The sequence below is a fragment of the Caballeronia sp. HLA56 genome (assembly GCF_054655155.1).
The window spans coordinates 796348-811663 of the sequence record NZ_BAAHOB010000001.1; the positions used below are offsets into that span (position 1 = coordinate 796348).

Consider the following 15316-nt stretch of genomic DNA (forward strand, 5'->3'; position numbering starts at 1 on the left):
GAATCACGCCCCGCCAAACAACGCCTCCGCCCTCCGCTGCATCTCCTCCGGCGACACATCTTCGCGGTGCGTTGCCACCCACCACACATGCCCATACGGATCGCGGATCTTGCCGCCGCGATCGCCATAGAACTGGTCTTCGACCGCGCGCAGAATGGTCGCGCCCTGGTCCACCGCGCGCTGGGCGACGGCATCGACGTCATCGACATAGAGATGCAGCATCACCGGGCTGCCCCCTATGGAGAGCGGGCCTTTCACATCCATCTCCGGAAATTCGTCGCACAGATAGACGACCTTGCCGCCGATAGACAACTCCGCATGCCCGATGCGCCCGCCCGGCTGTTCGAGCCGGTAGATCTCGGTAGCGCCGAACACCTTCGTATAGAACTCGATGGCCGTCACGCCGCCCGCCACCGCGATGTACGGGATCACGCCCTGACGGTCGGCGGGGATGGGATCGACTTGTGCGTTCATGTGCGTCTCCTGGTTTCACTTCGACGTGAGCAGATGAACATGTTGCCACTGTTTGCGGCCGGTTTGGGCGCGGCTTGCGCGCCGCCCGACGCCGCCCGCGAATGCTCCGTATACTCTTGGCTGGCGCAACCTGTCCCGTTCATAAAACAACCACACTGGAGCACTCATGCACGATCTGAAAGGCAAATCGATCCTCATCACCGGCGCGAGCACGGGTATCGGCGCGGCGGCGGCGCGTGCGTTCGGCCAATACGGCGCGAATGTCGCGGTGCACTACAACAGCTCGAAGGACCAAGCCGAGCAAGTCGCGAGCGACGTGCGCGCGCTGGGGGTCTCGGCCGTTACCGTGGGTGCGGACGTGCGCGATTCGAAGGCCATCGATGCCGCCGTCGCCGCGACAGTCGAAGCGTTCGGCAAGATCGACGTGCTCATCAACAACGCGGGAAGCCTCGTCAAGCGCGAGCCGATCGGCGACGTTACCGACGAACTCTTCGACGAAGTCATGCATATCAATGCGCGCTCGGTGGTTGCATTCACGCGCGCGGCGCTGCCCTCGCTGCGTTCGGGCGGCGGCGGTTCGATCATCAACGTGACGTCAGTCGCGGCGCGCAACGGCGGCGGTCCAGGCGCGCTGCTTTATGCGGCGTCGAAAGGCTTTGTCAGCACGATCACCAAGGGCATGGCCAAGGAACTGATGGGCGATCGCATCCGCGTGAACGCCGTCGCGCCCGGCGTGATCCAGACGCCGTTTCAGGAGCGCTTCACCTCGCCGGAACAGCTCGAATCCTTCCGCAAGTCGATTCCGATGGGCTTCATAGGCGAGCCGGACGACTGCAGCGGCGCGTTCCTCTATCTCGCCTCCGAGGCGATGTCGCGCTATGTGACTGGCCAGATCATCGACGTGAACGGCGGTCAGTTGATGCCTTGAGCGCATGATGCGGCGCGTGCCATTTCTTGGCGCGCCACGAACATGGTATAAGCGCTTACAACCCCGAAAAGCCTAAGGAGAACGCAGGAGATGCAGTCGAAAAGAGAACCGCGCTTTCGCACGCTCGCATTGAGCGCCATCGTTGCCTCGGCGCTTCTGGCGGCCGGTTTCGTCGAAACCACGCCCGCCGTTGCCAAGACCGCGGACACTCAGCCGCAAGTCCTCACCGCCTCGGCCGTCGCGGTTGCCGACAAGTTCGCCGCCGACACCGCCGAGCAAATCCTGAAGCAAGGCGGTAACGCGGTCGATGCAGCCGTCGCCATCGCCTTCACGCTCGCGGTGACTTATCCGGAAGCGGGCAATATCGGCGGCGGCGGATTCATGACGCTGTACGTGGATCATCGTCCGTACTTCCTCGACTATCGCGAACGCGCGCCGCTCACCGCCACGCGCAACATGTATCTCGACGACAAGGGCGAGGTCATCAAGGGCATGAGCCTTTACGGACATCGCGCGGTCGGCGTGCCGGGCACGGTGGAAGGCATGTGGCAGGCGCAAAAGCGCTTCGGCAAGCTGAAGTGGAAGCAGGTGCTCGCGCCCGCCATCAAGTATGCGGAAAACGGCTTTCTCGTCGACGATCAACTGATTTCCCGGCGTGACGCCGCATCGAAGGATTTCGCCGGCAAGACGAATTTCGATCTCTACTTCGGCGGCATGAAGGCGGGTCAGGTATTCAAGCAGCCCGATCTCGCGGATACCTTGCAGCGCATCTCCGACAAGGGCGCCAAGGGCTTCTACGAAGGCAGAACGGCCGAGCTGATCGCCACTTCCATGGCGGGCCACGGCCTCATCACGTCGCGCGATCTGAAAGACTACAAGGCGGTCTGGAGGCAACCCATCGTCGCGAGCTGGAACGGCTATCGCGTGATCACCGCGCCGCCGCCGAGTTCGGGCGGCGTCGGCCTCGTGCAGTTGCTCAAGATGAAGGCGGACCTGAAGGACAAGTTCGAAGGCGTGCCGCTGGATTCGGCGCAGTACATTCACCTCGTCGCGGAAATCGAGAAACGCGTCTTCGCCGATCGTGCGCAATATCTCGGCGATCCCGACTTCTACAAGGTGCCGGTCGCACAACTCACCGACGACGACTACATCCTGAAACGCGCACAGGAAGTGAATCCCGACAAGCCCTCGGAGACGAAGAGCGTGCTGCCGGGCCTCGGTACATCGATGCCCGAGAAAGCGGAGACGACGCACTTTTCTGTCGTCGACAAATGGGGCAACGCGGTGTCGAACACCTACACCATCAACGGCTACTTCGGCTCGGGCGTGATCGCCGAAGGCACGGGCGTCGTGCTCAACGACGAGATGGACGACTTCGCTTCCAAGCCGGGCGTGCCGAACATGTTCGGCGTGGTCGGCAGCGACGCCAACGCCATCGAGCCGAAGAAGCGGCCGCTGTCTTCCATGACGCCGACCATCCTCACGCGTGACGACAAGGTCGCGATGGTGATCGGCACGCCGGGCGGCTCGCGCATTTTCACGTCGATCTTCCAGGTGCTCTCGAACGTCTACGACTTCAACTTGCCGCTACCTGAAGCCGTGGGCGCGACGCGTTTTCATCATCAGTTGCTGCCGCCGGACACGATCTACCAGGAGCCGTTCCATCAGCTCGATCCGGAAGTCGTGAAGCAGCTCGAAGACAAGGGCTACAAGTTCACGATGCAAGGCTTCAATGGCGACATTCAGGCTATCCGCATCAACGGCGACACGCCCGAGCCCATGTCCGACCCGCGCGGACGCGGTGTATCGCGAATCATGCAGTAATGGGTTTGTCAGGGCGTACGTGACGAAGCATTCACCCCCAACGCCGGCCTAGGCATTTGCCCTAGTCCGGCGTTTATCGTTCTGGCGGGAAGCCCCAGCCAGCTTAGGACTCTCAGAAATATAAGAATGTTGGCATGAGCGGCATGTTTTCCACGGGATTGGACCTCGCGTTGCGTTCCCATAGTCTTTGTCCTGACCGAGTGCAGCCATCAGCGGCGAGCACGAGGCTACATCCAGAACTAAATACGAGACGACCCTGACGACGGACCGCAGTGCGCTTGATTGCGCGCACGGTCGACCGTTTCAGCGTGCTGATAAAGGAGCAGCTCATGTTGGAATCCCCCGCCCAGCAGCTTGGCGACATCGACATTTCCCCTATCGAACGAGAGGACACGGCACCGACCGCGAGCGGCGGCTTTCTTGACCGCTACTTCGGCATATCGCTCGCTGGCAGCACGGAAAAGACCGAAGTGGTCGCGGGCATCACGACCTTTCTCGCGATGGTCTACTCCGTGTTCGTCGTGCCGGGCATGCTCGGCAAGGCCGGTTTCGATACCAGCGCGGTGTTCGTCGCCGTGTGCCTCACGACCGCGTTCGGCTCGCTGCTGATGGGCGTATGGGCGCGTCTGCCTATCGCGATTGGTTGCGCCATCTCGCTGACCGCATTCACCGCGTTCGGTCTCGTGCTCGGCAAAGGCCTCTCGCCTGCCATCGCACTGGGCGCCGTGTTCCTGATGGGCGTCGTTTTCACCGCGATCTCCGTGACTGGCGTGCGCTCGTGGATCTTGCGCAATCTGCCGACGGGCGTCGCGCATGGCACGGGCATCGGCATCGGCTTGTTTCTGCTGCTGATCGCGTCCAACGACGTCGGCCTGATCGTTAAAAATCCCGCGCCGGGCATGCCGGTTTCGCTGGGCGCGATCCGCGCATTTCCCGTGCTGATGTCGGTGCTCGGCCTGGCGGCGATTTTCGGGCTGGAACGCCGGCGCGTGCCGGGCGGCATTCTGCTCGTGGTGGTCGGCCTGTCGGCTATCGGCCTGATCTTCGATCCGTCCGTGCGCTTTCACGGCGTGTTTGCGCTGCCTTCGCTCGCGACGCCGGGACACGCGTCGCTCATCGGCGCGATGGACATCAAGGGCGCGCTCTCGATGGCCGTGCTGCCGAGCGTGCTCGCACTCGTGATGACCGCCGTGTTCGACGCCACCGGAACGATCCGCGCCGTCGCGGGCCAGGCGGGTCAGATCGACGCCAACGGGCGCATCGTCAACGGCGGACGCGCGCTGACGGCCGATTCGCTCAGCTCGATCTTCTCCGCATGCTTCGGTGGTGCACCGGCGGCGGCGTATATCGAATCGTCGGTGGGCGTGGCGGCGGGCGCAAAGACGGGGCTTGCGGCAACGGTTGTCGGCCTGCTCTTTCTCGCGGTGATGTTCCTTTCGCCGCTCGCCGGTCTCGTGCCCTCCTACGCGACGGCGCCTGCCTTGATGTACGTCGGCCTGCTCATGCTCGGCAACGTGAGCAAGCTGCACATGGACGATACCGTCGACTCCATGTCCGGGCTCGTATGCGCCGTGTTCATCGTGCTGTCGGCGAATATCGTCACCGGCATCATGCTTGGCTTCTGCACGCTGGTGATCGGGCGGATCGTGGCGGGCGAGTATCGCAAGCTGAACGTGGGGACGGTCGCGATCGCGATCGTGCTCGCGGTGTTCTATCTCGGCGGCTGGGCGATCTAGACGTCGCCATCCGATGCGACAACGGCGCGCTCGCCGTGGGGAGGCGCGCCGTTGTCACTCTGGCGATGCGCTACGCGCTCGTAAAAGACAAACGCCCCGGGAGCCATTCGCTTCCGGGGCGTTGCTTTGAAACTCTGACCGGGTACTGTCCGACTTACTTGGTGCGGCGATACGATTCGACGAGCATCTCGCAGTTTTGCAGATGCAATTGCAGCGCGCGATTCCACTCACGGCGCACCGTTGCCTTCGCCGAGCGCAGGAACGAACCGAACGAAACGAACAAAGATTGTTGAGCGGTGGTTTTCATGGCGTCTCTCAGGTAAAGAATCAGGGTAACTATCTAGGGGATAACCCTAACTATACGCTTTTCATGCTGCATTGCAACCAAATCTTAAAAAGCGTCGCTCTGGTTTGGATTTTTGCAACAGGAATTTGCTGGATAGTCGGTAAATTTAACGAACGTCGCAGCGCCGGCATGTACTGGCTCGCTTCTTGCAACCGCCCCGCGAGGCGCGGGCGTTCTCCAATGTTTTCCGATTGCTCGCGCGAAAGGCCAGATTAAAAGGCCAGACAACAGAAAGCGCGAGCACATGCCAGAAAAAACCACGCAAGCCCTGCCCGCCCGCATTCCGACGGGCATCGAGGGAGTCGACGACATTCTCGGCGGCGGATTGACGCCGCATCGCATGTATCTGATCGAAGGTGCGCCGGGTGCGGGCAAAACGACTCTCGCCTTGCAGTTCTTACTCAAGGGCGCGGAAGTCGGCGAGCCAGGTCTTTATGTGACGCTTTCGGAGACGAAGGAAGAACTCGTCGCCGTGGCCGAAAGCCATGGCTGGGACACGAATCGCTTCACCATCATCGAACTTCTGTCGGACGAAGGGCTCGACCCGCGTTACGAGCAGACCGTTCTGCATCCCGCTGAAGTGGAACTGGGCGAAACCGTGCGCGATGTCATCGCGCAAGTGGATGAAGTGAAGCCCGCGCGACTCGTCTTCGACAGCTTGTCCGAGTTGCGCATGCTCTCGCAAAACCCGCTGCGTTATCGCAGACAGATTCTCGCGTTGAAGCGTTACTTCGCGACGCGCGCCTGCACCGTCATGCTGCTCGACGACAACACGTCCGAGCCGGGCGATCTGCAGTTGCACAGCATCGCGCACGGCGTGCTGTGCCTCGACAATCTCGTGCACGACTACGGCGGCGAGCGCCGGCGCCTGCGGATTGCGAAGATGCGCGGCATCAAGTTTCGCGAAGGTTTTCACGACATGACGCTGAACACCGGCGGCATTGAAGTCTATCCGCGTCTGATCGCGTCTGAACATCACGCCGATTTCTCGGCAAAGCCGCTCAGCACCGGCACGGCCGGGCTGGATGCGCTTCTCGGCGGCGGCCTCGTGCCAGGCACCAATACGCTCATCGTCGGGCCGTCGGGCGTGGGCAAGACGACCACCGTCACCTCGTGTCTGCTCGCCGCGCTCGAACGCGGCGAGCCGTGTGTCTACTATCTTTTCGATGAAACGCGCACCACGCTTTTGCGGCGCTCGACGAGCCTCGGCATCGATCTGCGGCCGCATCTCGATAGCGGCTTGCTGAACTTGCGCCAGGTCGATCCCGCCGAAATATCGCCCGGGGAGTTCACGAGCAGCGTGCGACAGAGCGTCGAACAGGGCAACGCGCGCTACGTTGCCATCGACAGCCTGAACGCGTATCTGCAAGCGATGCCCGGCGAGCGCTACCTGCTCCTGCAAATGCACGAACTGCTCACCTATCTGAACCAGCGCGGCGTCATCACGATGCTGGTGCTGGGGCAGCATGGAATCATCGGCGAAATACAGAGCGACGTGGATATCAGTTATCTCAGCGACGTGGTTCTGCTGTTTCGCTACTTCGAGCGTCAAGGCGAAGTGCTGACGGCGCTGACCGCCGTGAAAAGCCGCGCGAGCGGCCATGAGCGCTCGATTCGTCAATTTCAGTTGGGCGCGGGCGGGCTGAACGTCGGCGAGGCATTGCGCGACTTCGAAGGCATTCTGAGCGGCCTGCCTTCGTACAAGGGCGGCACGGCCATGCTGGTTCCCGACACCAGTCACGCGGGCTCCTCGGGGAACTAGCGCCATGGAGTTTCGCGTTCTGATAGTGGCGCCATTCGGCCGCGATGCCGACGTAATCGCCGATGTCCTCGCATTCGATGACCGCGATTGCTTCGCGTGCGCCGATTCGGTTTGCCTCACCGCCGAACTCGACCGCGGCGCGGGCACTGCCATCGTCACCGAGGAATCGCTCAAGAGCGACAACGGCGAAGTGCTCGCCGCCTGGATCGACCGGCAACCGGCGTGGTCCGACTTTCCCATCATTCTGCTTTCAGGACGCGCAACCGAACGGCGCTCGGCCGCGAGTATCGACATGCTGGAGCGGCTTGGCAACGTGCTCGTCCTCGAACGTCCGCTGAACTCGGAGACCTTGCGCCGCGCGGTGATGTCGTCGCTGCGGGCGCGTGCGCGCCAGTACGATGCGCGCCGGCATCTCGCGGAGTCGGAGCAGCATCTGATCGCGCGCTCGAAGGCGCAGGAAGCGCTCGAACGGCTCAACGACTCGCTGGAAAGCCGTATCGCCGAGCGCACCCAGGAACTGGCATCGGCAAATAATCGCCTGATGCGCGAGATTCACGAGCGCGCCAAGGTGCAGGCCGTGCTCGTGCAGTCGCAAAAGATGGAGGCGCTCGGGCAATTGACAGGCGGCATCGCGCATGACTTCAACAATCTGCTGAATGTCATCATGGCGAACGCGGAATTGATCGCGCGAATCAGCAGCGACGAGCGCGTGCGCAAAATGGCCGCGACGACCAAGCGCGCCACCGAACGCGGCGCCAAGCTCACCGCGCAGTTGCTGACGTTTTCGCGCACCAGCAATCTCGATCTGAAAGCGGTCAACGTCGCGTCGCTTTTGCAAGGCATGCGCGACATCATCTCGATCTCGCTCGGCTCGTCGATCGCGTTCACCACGACCTCCGATTCCGAAGATCTCTGGACCCAGGCGGATGCCAATCAGCTGGAACTGGCCGTCCTCAATCTCACGATCAATGCGCGCGACGCCATGCCCGGCGGCGGGCGCCTAACGATCCACGCGGGCGAGCGCCCCGCGCCCGACGAAACCTTCACGGCTGGACGCTACGTGGTCATCCGTGTGAGCGATTCGGGCTCGGGCATCGAGCCAGGCGTGCTGTCGCGCGTGTTCGACCCGTTCTTCACGACCAAACCAGTCGGCAAAGGGACGGGGCTCGGCTTGAGCCAGGTCTACGGCATCGCGCGGCAGGCGGGCGGCGTGGCGCGTATCGAAAGCGAACCGGGCAAAGGGACGAGCGTCGAAATCTGGTTGCCGCTGGGCGCGAAGGATTTGCAGGAAGCCGACGTTGCGCTCAAACCCGAGGACAGCGCATCGGGCGCGAAGCGCATCCTCGTGGTCGAAGACGACGAAGACGTGCGCGAGATGCTCGTCGAATGTCTGCAGACGCTCGGCTATTCGGTGACGCACGCCTGCGACGGCCCCAACGGCCTCAAGCGCCTGCCACTGGACCATCCCGATCTGATGATGGTCGACTTCGCGATGCCCGGCATGAACGGCATGGAGGTGATCGCGAAAGCGCGTGAACTGCGTGCCGATCTGCCGGTGATCCTGGCAACGGGCTATGCGGACGTCGATGTATCGAAGATCAAGGAAAAGCGCTTCGCTGCGCTGCGCAAGCCGTTTCAGCTCGATGAACTCGCGCGCACGGTGCGTATTGCGCTGGACAACTGAAGCCGCCGCGACAACGTGACGATTGAACGGCGTTGAACGCTACTCGTGGATCGTATAACGGTTCTGCGGGCCGCCCGTGTAGAGACCCTTCGCCAGTTCGAGAATGCGTTCGCGATTACGGTCGAACGTGGCGAGTAGCGCCATCTCACCCGTGCCCATGCCGGGATTCAGCGCGGCAAGCATCTTGTCCTCGACCAGAAAGCTGATCTCGCGCTTGCTGTCGTAACCCCAGAAGCACACGCCGTGTCTTGCGGCGTCGTAGCTGCGGCTGGGGTTCGGGAAGTTGAGGACTTCCGCGGGCTTTCCCATCTAGACACCCGGGCCCACGTAACGCCACTTGCTCGCGTTGACGTCGATAAGCGCGTCATTATCGCGGCGCTTTTGAGCGCGCTCGCTGTCCGCGTTGCTCAGCGCCGATGCACGCGACTTCTGCGCGATCGTATATTCGCTTTGTTTGACGGCCACGGCGGGATTGACTTTGGGTCTCGTTGTCATGCTGGTTCCAGTCCGGAAAGAGAAAACATCGGGACTCGATGGTGGGCGTCTGACTTCCACTTCGATGGCGAAGTCAAAATAAAGCGTCGTCGCGCCATGCACCGAGGACAGCTTGAACGAATGTCGCGCTAAGGCTATTTCTTCTTCACGGATGCGCTGGCTTCCGCGCTTTTCTTGGGCGTGGCCCACGATACAGCCGCTGCCGGCGACTCTACTTTCTTCGGCTGTTTGGGCTTTTTAGCCTCTTTATTTCCGCGTACCTGACCTTTTGCCATGATCCTGCTCCCCGACTTGCACAGACGCGAAGGCGACTGCTGCGCCACATAGTGTGGGCGCTTTCGGAGGAACTGTCGCGATTTATTTTTTTACCGGCAGTTTTGAGGGAATGAAAGCATGGCTCGAAGCCTTTTCGAAGCTTTTATAGCATGCCTTAATATCAAGCCGAAACTGCCTCATTCTGCTTGCTCCTCCCCGATACCGTTTGCTTTTCGCTCGCTTTGAGCGCATGGTGAGGCAGCATCACTACACGTTGAAACTGCCCTGATCCGCATTTGTCCAGTACTGGCGGCATCGCTTATCGAGCAAGTTTTCTGACTGTCATTTCACGAGACACGTCGCACCAAGCCGCGTGCATTTGACAACGTGTTCGCGTTTCATGGCGAGCAGACCTTCGACGAGTTGCCGGTCTCGAAAGAGCCGGTATCGGAAGAACTTCGCTGGCGGCGCGAAACCAGCCAAAGCCAGTTTTCCGACAACGAAGGTGAATCTATGTGGACCTGCATACGATGCAACGGCAGGATCTCGCGCGCCAAGGCCGAAGCTAGCGTCGACAGCTTCGGCTGCTATTTCATCTGCAAGGTGTGCTCGCGCCGTAATACGCTCGTGGATGTCTCGCTTCCCGCCGGGCCGACCCTGCTTGCGCAGGCGCCCGACAGAAAGCCGCGCTGGGTTGCCCGGCCGGCTATTCTGTTTTCATGATCGCGGTCAGGCGCCGTACGCTAGTTTCGAGAAATCAACGCGTCATTGCGCCGGCGTGTCGGGCGCGAGTTGCACGCCTTTCTTGAAGATGAAGCAGCCGTAGCCGCGCGCTTCGCTCGTCTGAATCACGCAATAAGCCTGTTTGGCGCGCTCGTAAAAAGCGAAGCGCTCGACGGGCGCGAGCGGAACGGCGCGGCCTTCGGCGTCGTCGACTTCGCGTTGTACTTCACGCTGTACGGCAGGCAGCGCATCCGGGTCGCCGACCACTTCCATGCGTTCGGCGGGATGATCGACGAACGTATCCAGCGGCAGCACAGACAACACGGCCCGCACCGCACGCGGCGCGTTGATGCCGTCGAGACGCAGCAACTGTCCGCGCACGGTCTGACGCGCGACGGAATCGCCGGGAAAGTTGGCGTCGCAGATGACGACTTCATCGCCGTGGCCCATCGCGCAGAGTGCGTGGAGGATGTCGGCGTTGAGCAAGGGATCGAGATTCTTCAGCATGTTCCTGTCGTTCTCCGTGGACATTGAAACCGGGTTTGCCGACGTATGGTAACCGCGTGGGACGACTCGTCGGCAACTCAAGGCACGAGCAGGTCGCCTTCGCGCCGGACTTCCGCGCCCGCGATGCGCGCGACCAGCATTCCCGCCGTCGCGAACCGCGTCCAGTGCCGCGCGTACAACACGCCGTCGCTCTGCGCGATGAGCGGCACGAGTTCGTCATGGAGCGGATCGAGCACTTCAGCGACGACATCGCCCGCGCGCACTCTCTCTCCAACTTCGCGCGCATGCAGAATCACGCCGGAGATCGGCGCGTGAAGGTATTCGCATCCGGCAAGCGGCGTCGGCGGATTGGTGAGCGCGGGCAGCGCGGGGGCATCGCCCGAAATAAAACCCGCGTGCGTCAGATAATCGACGATTGCCTGTGCATCGCGCGCAGCGGTTTCGCGCGATACGTCGCGCACGCCGCGCAGTTCGAGAGTGACGGTTGCCGCGCCCCGAGGAATGGGGAAGCGTCCGGCGAACGCGTCACGCAGATAACGCCACGCCGATACGCACGCTTCGTCGAACGGCTCGCCGCCCGAAACGTCCGCGAGCAATTGCGCCTCGCTGCCGAGATAGCGCGCAAGCGATTCGATCCGAACCCAGGCCTCGGGCGTCGTGTAGAGATGCGCGACGGCTTCCCAGTCGCAATGCATGTCGATGATGAGATCGGCATCGCAAGCCAGCGTCATCAGCGCGATGCGCTGCGATTCGAGTTCGGTCGCGGGCTCGAGCGCCGCGAACGCATTGCGCAAAGCGGCGCGGATGGCGCGGGCGTTGTGCGCTTCATCGCCAGTCAAGTGTTGCTTGAGTCCATCGACGAGCCCCGGCCCAAGCGCGGGAAAGCGCCGGTTGAAATCCTGTCCGGACTGCATGTCGAAGCGGCCCATTTGCGTGCCGAACCAGTTCTGATTGAGCCCGGCCGGATTCGCCACGGGCACGAGCACGATCCGCGCGTTCAGTCGCCCCGCCGCTTCCAGCTCAGCGAAATGCCGCTTGAGATACCACGCGACCACCATGCCCGGCAGTTCGTCGGCGTGCAGCGACGCCTGGATATAGACCTTCGGCCCATGTTCCGCGCCGAAGGCGTAGCTCGTGATCGCGCGCCCCGTTCCAGGCGAAGCGGCGACGAGCGGATGGTGCGTGACCTGCATGGAATGAATTGCCTCGTAAAAAAAGAAAGGCACCGCAAGCGATGCCTTTTCGGTCGATACTCGGAACGCTAAACGCCAGGGCGCTTACTGAATCGAGATATCGGTGGCGAAATACTTCGCCATGATGCGCTTGAACGTGCCGTCCTTCTTGATCGCGTCGAACGCCTGGTCCAGGCCGTTCTTCAGATCGGCGTCGCCCTTGCGCAAGCCGATTGCCGTGCCCGGACCGATGATCGCCCGGTCTTCGACAATCGGCCCAACGAGCGCGAACGCCTTGCCTTGCGGCTTCTTCAGAAAGCCGATGGCGGCTTGCGCGGCATCGGTGAACATGGCGTCGATACGGCCCGCGACCAGATCGTTCTCGACCTGATCCTCATCGCCGTAAGGCACGACGGTCACACCCTGCGGTTCCCACTTCACGCGCGCGTAGTGTTCCTGCACCGTGCCCTGTTCGACGCCGACGCGTTTGCCCTTGAGCGCCTGCGGCGTCGGCAGAATGCCCGAGCCCGCGCGCGCGACGAGTTGCGCGTGGGTATCGTAGAGCGGCTGGGTGAAATCGATCTGCTTCAGGCGTTCTTCGGTAATGCCCATGTCGGACAACACGGCGTCGAACTTGCGCGCCTTGAGGCCGGGAATCATGCCGTCGAAACTGTTTTCGACCCACACGCATTTGACCTTCATCTGCGCGCAAAGCGCATTGCCGAGGTCGATGTCGAAACCGGCCAGCTTGCCATCCGCCTGCTTGGATTCGAACGGCGGGTAGCTGGGATCGACGGCGAAGCGGATCTGCGTGAGTTCCTTGGCGTGAACGGAAACCGAGGTGACGGCGAGTGCTGCGAGCATCGCGGAGAAAGCGAACGATGCGGACTTGCTGACTGACTTCTTGAACGACATTCCAATCCTTCGAGACTTGCGGTGAAAATTGACGCCGGAGCGATTACTGCCAAGCGCGTGACGGGTCGACGAAACCCGCAGCGCGCGCCGGAAAACCGTGAATGGTAGCAAAACCGCATGCGTCGATGCTCATGGCACGACGGTCAGGAACAGGAAGGCCGCGAAGATCACCAGATGCACGACGCCTTGCAGCACGGTCGAGCGCCCGGTGCCGAGCGTGATCACGGAGACGAGCAACGTCACCGCGAGCATGGTGATCTCCTTCGGCGCGAGCCCGAGGGAGATAGGCTGGCCGATGAGGATCGACACGATCGCAACCGTGGGAATGGTCAAACCGATGCTCGCGAGCGCCGAGCCTAGCGCAAGGTTCAAACTCGTTTGCAGCCGGTTCAGACGCGCCGCGCGCAATGCCGCGAGACCTTCGGGCAACAAAACGAGCGCGGCGATCACCACGCCGACGACCGCCTCGGGTGCACCGGCTGCCGCGACGCCCGCCTCGACCGCAGGCGACAAGAGCTTCGCCAGCCCGACCACGGACAAAAGCGAAAGCACGAGCAGGCCGAGCGCGGTCCATGCGGCGGCGTTGGTCGGCGGCGGCGCATGGGGCACGTCGTCTTCCGTGGCGGTTAGCTTGACGACATCCGGCACGGCTTGCAAAAAGTAGTCGCGATGCCGGATGGTCTGCACGAACACGAACACCACATACAGCACGAGCGAGATCACCCCGACGAACACGAGTTGCGAAGTGGACAAACCCGGTCCCGGCACGGTGCTCGTGAAGTTCGGCAGGACGAGCGTGAGCACGGACATGGCGCAGAGAATGGCGAGCGCGGCGCTTGCGCCCTGCAACTGAAAATCCTGCACGTGATGCCGCATGCCGCCGATCAGCAGACACAGCCCCATGATCGCGTTGCTGCAGATCATGATCGCGGCGAACACGGTGTCGCGCGGCAAGCCGGCTTTTTCGGGGCCGCCGGACAGCATGACGGAGACGATCAGCGCGACTTCGATCACCGTCACCGCAATGGCCAGCACCAGCGTGCCGAACGGCTCGCCGACGCGATGCGCGACTACTTCGGCATGATGCACGGCCGCGAACACCGCGAACGCCAGCGCGATGGCCGCCAGCGCCATGAGCGCGGTGTTGTGAATGAGCGCGGTGGCCACGAGCACGACGAGCGCGAGAATCGGGGTGATGACGGTCCAGTCGAACTTGAGTTTCAATGGGCGCTCCATGCGAATCAGGTAAAGGGGTCGTCGGTTCATGGCGAAGTGCCACCATGTCCGACCCGCCTGCGCGACGAAGGTGCGCTGCAAGGGCGATGAAAGCGCCGTGACAAAGGGCCGCGGTCCATCGGCATGATAGCGAAAACGCCGCGCGGCGCGAGACTGTCGAAGCGAGCGCTGCGCTCGGCTTCGTGCTGAAGAATTGGCGTATTTGTCGGAGAATAAGCGCTGTTGCCGATTGTCCCGTCGTCAGCGGCCCTGCCGCCAAACCGTCTCAGGAAACGGAGATCCATGCTCGCCGCGCCCAAACCCCCGACCGAAGCCGCCCGGCTCGCCACGCTGCGCTCGCTGAATATCCTCGATACCCCGCCGGAAGAGCGCTTCGACCGTCTCACGCGCCTGGCGCGGCGTCTGTTCGGCGTGCCGATCGCGCTCGTGAGCCTGATCGATGAGAACCGGCAGTGGTTCAAGTCGTGCATCGGTCTCGATGTGCCGGAGACTTCGCGCGATGTGTCGTTCTGCGCGCACGCCATTCTGCATGACGACGTGTTGATGATTCCCGATGCGCGCATCGATACGCGCTTCCACGACAATCCGCTCGTGACTGGCGCGCCCGGCATTCGGTTTTACGCGGGGCATCCGCTGAGGGTGCCCAATGGCAGCAAGTTGGGCACGCTTTGTCTCATCGATACCCGTCCCCGCGAATTCGACGGCGAAGAGCGCAGCCTCTTGCGCGATCTCGCGCATATCGCGGAACAGGAGATCGCGGCGATCGAACTTGCAACCGTCGATGACCTGACGCTCATTGCCAACCGTCGCGGTTTCGAAGCGCTAGCGCGGCATGCGCTCAACATCTGCAAACGGCTCGATCGGCGCGCGTCGCTGCTGTTCTTCGATCTCGACGATTTCAAGCGCATCAACGACACCTTCGGTCACGCGGAAGGCGACCGCGCGCTCGTCACTTTCGCCGATGCCTTGCGCGCTTCGCTGCGTGCAAGCGATGTCATCGGCAGGCTTGGCGGCGACGAATTCGTCGCGCTCCTGACCGACGCGAGCGACGAGGAAGCCGCCCACGCGCTCGAACGTCTGCGCGCAAGGCTGGCTGCCCACAATGCGTCGGCCACACGCGGTTACGAGATTCGCTTCAGCGTTGGACAGACGCAGTTCGATCCCGCGCAGCATGCGAGTTTCTTCGACCTTCTGATTGAAAGCGACAGCAAAATGTACGCGCATAAGGCCGAGAGGAAGAACGCGGCGCGGCATTAAAA

At 62.3% G+C, this 15316-nt stretch carries 15 protein-coding genes; 7 read left to right on the forward strand and 8 right to left on the reverse strand.

Going from position 1 to position 15316, the window contains the following annotated elements; translation table 11 throughout:
• Window positions 1-3 precede the first annotated feature (3 nt).
• On the reverse strand, window positions 4-474 hold the full coding sequence (locus ACYQ47_RS03725) for a VOC family protein (RefSeq protein ID WP_244829566.1): 471 nt from the start codon (window positions 472-474) through the stop codon (window positions 4-6).
• A gap of 166 nt (window positions 475-640) precedes the next feature.
• On the opposite strand from ACYQ47_RS03725, the gene ACYQ47_RS03730 reads away from it, so the two are divergent.
• From ACYQ47_RS03730 to ACYQ47_RS03740, 3 genes are all read left to right on the forward strand, one after another.
• The gene (locus tag ACYQ47_RS03730) at window positions 641-1402 is read left to right on the forward strand and encodes an SDR family NAD(P)-dependent oxidoreductase (RefSeq protein ID WP_250493457.1); all 762 of its coding nucleotides are present in this window, start codon (window positions 641-643) and stop codon (window positions 1400-1402) included.
• A 90-nt stretch (window positions 1403-1492) separates the two neighbouring features.
• A complete protein-coding gene (ggt, locus tag ACYQ47_RS03735) occupies window positions 1493-3226 on the forward strand; it encodes a gamma-glutamyltransferase (RefSeq protein ID WP_250467169.1) in 1734 nt (577 codons plus the stop codon).
• Between the two features lie 329 nt (window positions 3227-3555).
• Window positions 3556-4962: an NCS2 family permease gene (locus ACYQ47_RS03740; protein WP_244829561.1), complete on the forward strand. Its 1407-nt coding sequence runs from the start codon at window positions 3556-3558 to the stop codon at window positions 4960-4962.
• A 154-nt stretch (window positions 4963-5116) separates the two neighbouring features.
• On the opposite strand, the gene ACYQ47_RS03745 is transcribed toward ACYQ47_RS03740, so the two are convergent.
• Complete coding sequence (locus ACYQ47_RS03745) at window positions 5117-5269, reverse strand: hypothetical protein (RefSeq protein ID WP_244829554.1); 153 nt, start codon at window positions 5267-5269, stop codon at window positions 5117-5119.
• Between the two features lie 283 nt (window positions 5270-5552).
• On the opposite strand from ACYQ47_RS03745, the gene ACYQ47_RS03750 reads away from it, so the two are divergent.
• Both ACYQ47_RS03750 and ACYQ47_RS03755 read left to right on the forward strand, forming a co-directional pair.
• The gene (locus ACYQ47_RS03750; protein ID WP_244829552.1) at window positions 5553-7070 is read left to right on the forward strand and encodes an ATPase domain-containing protein; all 1518 of its coding nucleotides are present in this window, start codon (window positions 5553-5555) and stop codon (window positions 7068-7070) included.
• A gap of 4 nt (window positions 7071-7074) precedes the next feature.
• Window positions 7075-8754: a response regulator gene (locus ACYQ47_RS03755; RefSeq protein WP_250467170.1), complete on the forward strand. Its 1680-nt coding sequence runs from the start codon at window positions 7075-7077 to the stop codon at window positions 8752-8754.
• A gap of 39 nt (window positions 8755-8793) precedes the next feature.
• Here the strand turns inward: ACYQ47_RS03755 and ACYQ47_RS03760 are convergent, their stop codons facing one another.
• Together ACYQ47_RS03760 and ACYQ47_RS03765 are read right to left on the reverse strand one after the other, a co-directional pair.
• Window positions 8794-9063 carry a DUF1488 family protein gene (locus ACYQ47_RS03760; RefSeq protein ID WP_250510095.1) on the reverse strand — a complete coding sequence of 90 codons (270 nt, stop codon included), beginning with the start codon at window positions 9061-9063 and terminating at the stop codon, window positions 8794-8796.
• Window positions 9064-9438, reverse strand: coding sequence for a hypothetical protein (locus tag ACYQ47_RS03765; protein WP_459904508.1), 375 nt, complete (start codon window positions 9436-9438; stop codon window positions 9064-9066).
• A gap of 453 nt (window positions 9439-9891) precedes the next feature.
• On the opposite strand from ACYQ47_RS03765, the gene ACYQ47_RS03770 reads away from it, so the two are divergent.
• Complete coding sequence (locus tag ACYQ47_RS03770; RefSeq protein ID WP_250467174.1) at window positions 9892-10227, forward strand: hypothetical protein; 336 nt, start codon at window positions 9892-9894, stop codon at window positions 10225-10227.
• 42 nt (window positions 10228-10269) lie between these two features.
• Here the strand turns inward: ACYQ47_RS03770 and ACYQ47_RS03775 are convergent, their stop codons facing one another.
• From ACYQ47_RS03775 to ACYQ47_RS03790, 4 genes are all read right to left on the reverse strand, one after another.
• The gene (locus ACYQ47_RS03775) at window positions 10270-10734 is read right to left on the reverse strand and encodes an RbsD/FucU family protein (protein ID WP_244829546.1); all 465 of its coding nucleotides are present in this window, start codon (window positions 10732-10734) and stop codon (window positions 10270-10272) included.
• Between the two features lie 77 nt (window positions 10735-10811).
• On the reverse strand, window positions 10812-11927 hold the full coding sequence (locus tag ACYQ47_RS03780; protein WP_459904509.1) for a succinylglutamate desuccinylase/aspartoacylase family protein: 1116 nt from the start codon (window positions 11925-11927) through the stop codon (window positions 10812-10814).
• A gap of 84 nt (window positions 11928-12011) precedes the next feature.
• Window positions 12012-12821 (reverse strand): ABC transporter substrate-binding protein, encoded by an 810-nt coding sequence (locus tag ACYQ47_RS03785; RefSeq protein WP_244829543.1) that lies wholly within the window; start codon window positions 12819-12821, stop codon window positions 12012-12014.
• 129 nt (window positions 12822-12950) lie between these two features.
• The gene (locus ACYQ47_RS03790; RefSeq protein ID WP_409014897.1) at window positions 12951-14057 is read right to left on the reverse strand and encodes a calcium:cation antiporter; all 1107 of its coding nucleotides are present in this window, start codon (window positions 14055-14057) and stop codon (window positions 12951-12953) included.
• Between the two features lie 282 nt (window positions 14058-14339).
• Between ACYQ47_RS03790 and ACYQ47_RS03795 the strand changes: the two genes are divergently transcribed.
• On the forward strand, window positions 14340-15314 hold the full coding sequence (locus tag ACYQ47_RS03795) for a GGDEF domain-containing protein (RefSeq protein ID WP_459904510.1): 975 nt from the start codon (window positions 14340-14342) through the stop codon (window positions 15312-15314).
• Window positions 15315-15316: the final 2 nt, after the last annotated feature.

Excerpts from the sequence above, each read along its gene's own strand:
- ACYQ47_RS03725 (WP_244829566.1), bottom strand. The coding sequence starts at position 474 with ATGAACGCACAAGTCGATCCCATCCCCGCCGACCGTCAGGGCGTGATC.
- ACYQ47_RS03730 (WP_250493457.1), top strand. The coding sequence starts at position 641 with ATGCACGATCTGAAAGGCAAATCGATCCTCATCACCGGCGCGAGCACG.
- ggt (WP_250467169.1), top strand. The coding sequence starts at position 1,493 with ATGCAGTCGAAAAGAGAACCGCGCTTTCGCACGCTCGCATTGAGCGCC.
- ACYQ47_RS03740 (WP_244829561.1), top strand. The coding sequence starts at position 3,556 with ATGTTGGAATCCCCCGCCCAGCAGCTTGGCGACATCGACATTTCCCCT.
- ACYQ47_RS03745 (WP_244829554.1), bottom strand. The coding sequence starts at position 5,269 with ATGAAAACCACCGCTCAACAATCTTTGTTCGTTTCGTTCGGTTCGTTC.
- ACYQ47_RS03750 (WP_244829552.1), top strand. The coding sequence starts at position 5,553 with ATGCCAGAAAAAACCACGCAAGCCCTGCCCGCCCGCATTCCGACGGGC.
- ACYQ47_RS03755 (WP_250467170.1), top strand. The coding sequence starts at position 7,075 with ATGGAGTTTCGCGTTCTGATAGTGGCGCCATTCGGCCGCGATGCCGAC.
- ACYQ47_RS03760 (WP_250510095.1), bottom strand. The coding sequence starts at position 9,063 with ATGGGAAAGCCCGCGGAAGTCCTCAACTTCCCGAACCCCAGCCGCAGC.
- ACYQ47_RS03775 (WP_244829546.1), bottom strand. The coding sequence starts at position 10,734 with ATGCTGAAGAATCTCGATCCCTTGCTCAACGCCGACATCCTCCACGCA.
- ACYQ47_RS03780 (WP_459904509.1), bottom strand. The coding sequence starts at position 11,927 with ATGCAGGTCACGCACCATCCGCTCGTCGCCGCTTCGCCTGGAACGGGG.
- ACYQ47_RS03785 (WP_244829543.1), bottom strand. The coding sequence starts at position 12,821 with ATGTCGTTCAAGAAGTCAGTCAGCAAGTCCGCATCGTTCGCTTTCTCC.
- ACYQ47_RS03790 (WP_409014897.1), bottom strand. The coding sequence starts at position 14,057 with ATGGAGCGCCCATTGAAACTCAAGTTCGACTGGACCGTCATCACCCCG.
- ACYQ47_RS03795 (WP_459904510.1), top strand. The coding sequence starts at position 14,340 with ATGCTCGCCGCGCCCAAACCCCCGACCGAAGCCGCCCGGCTCGCCACG.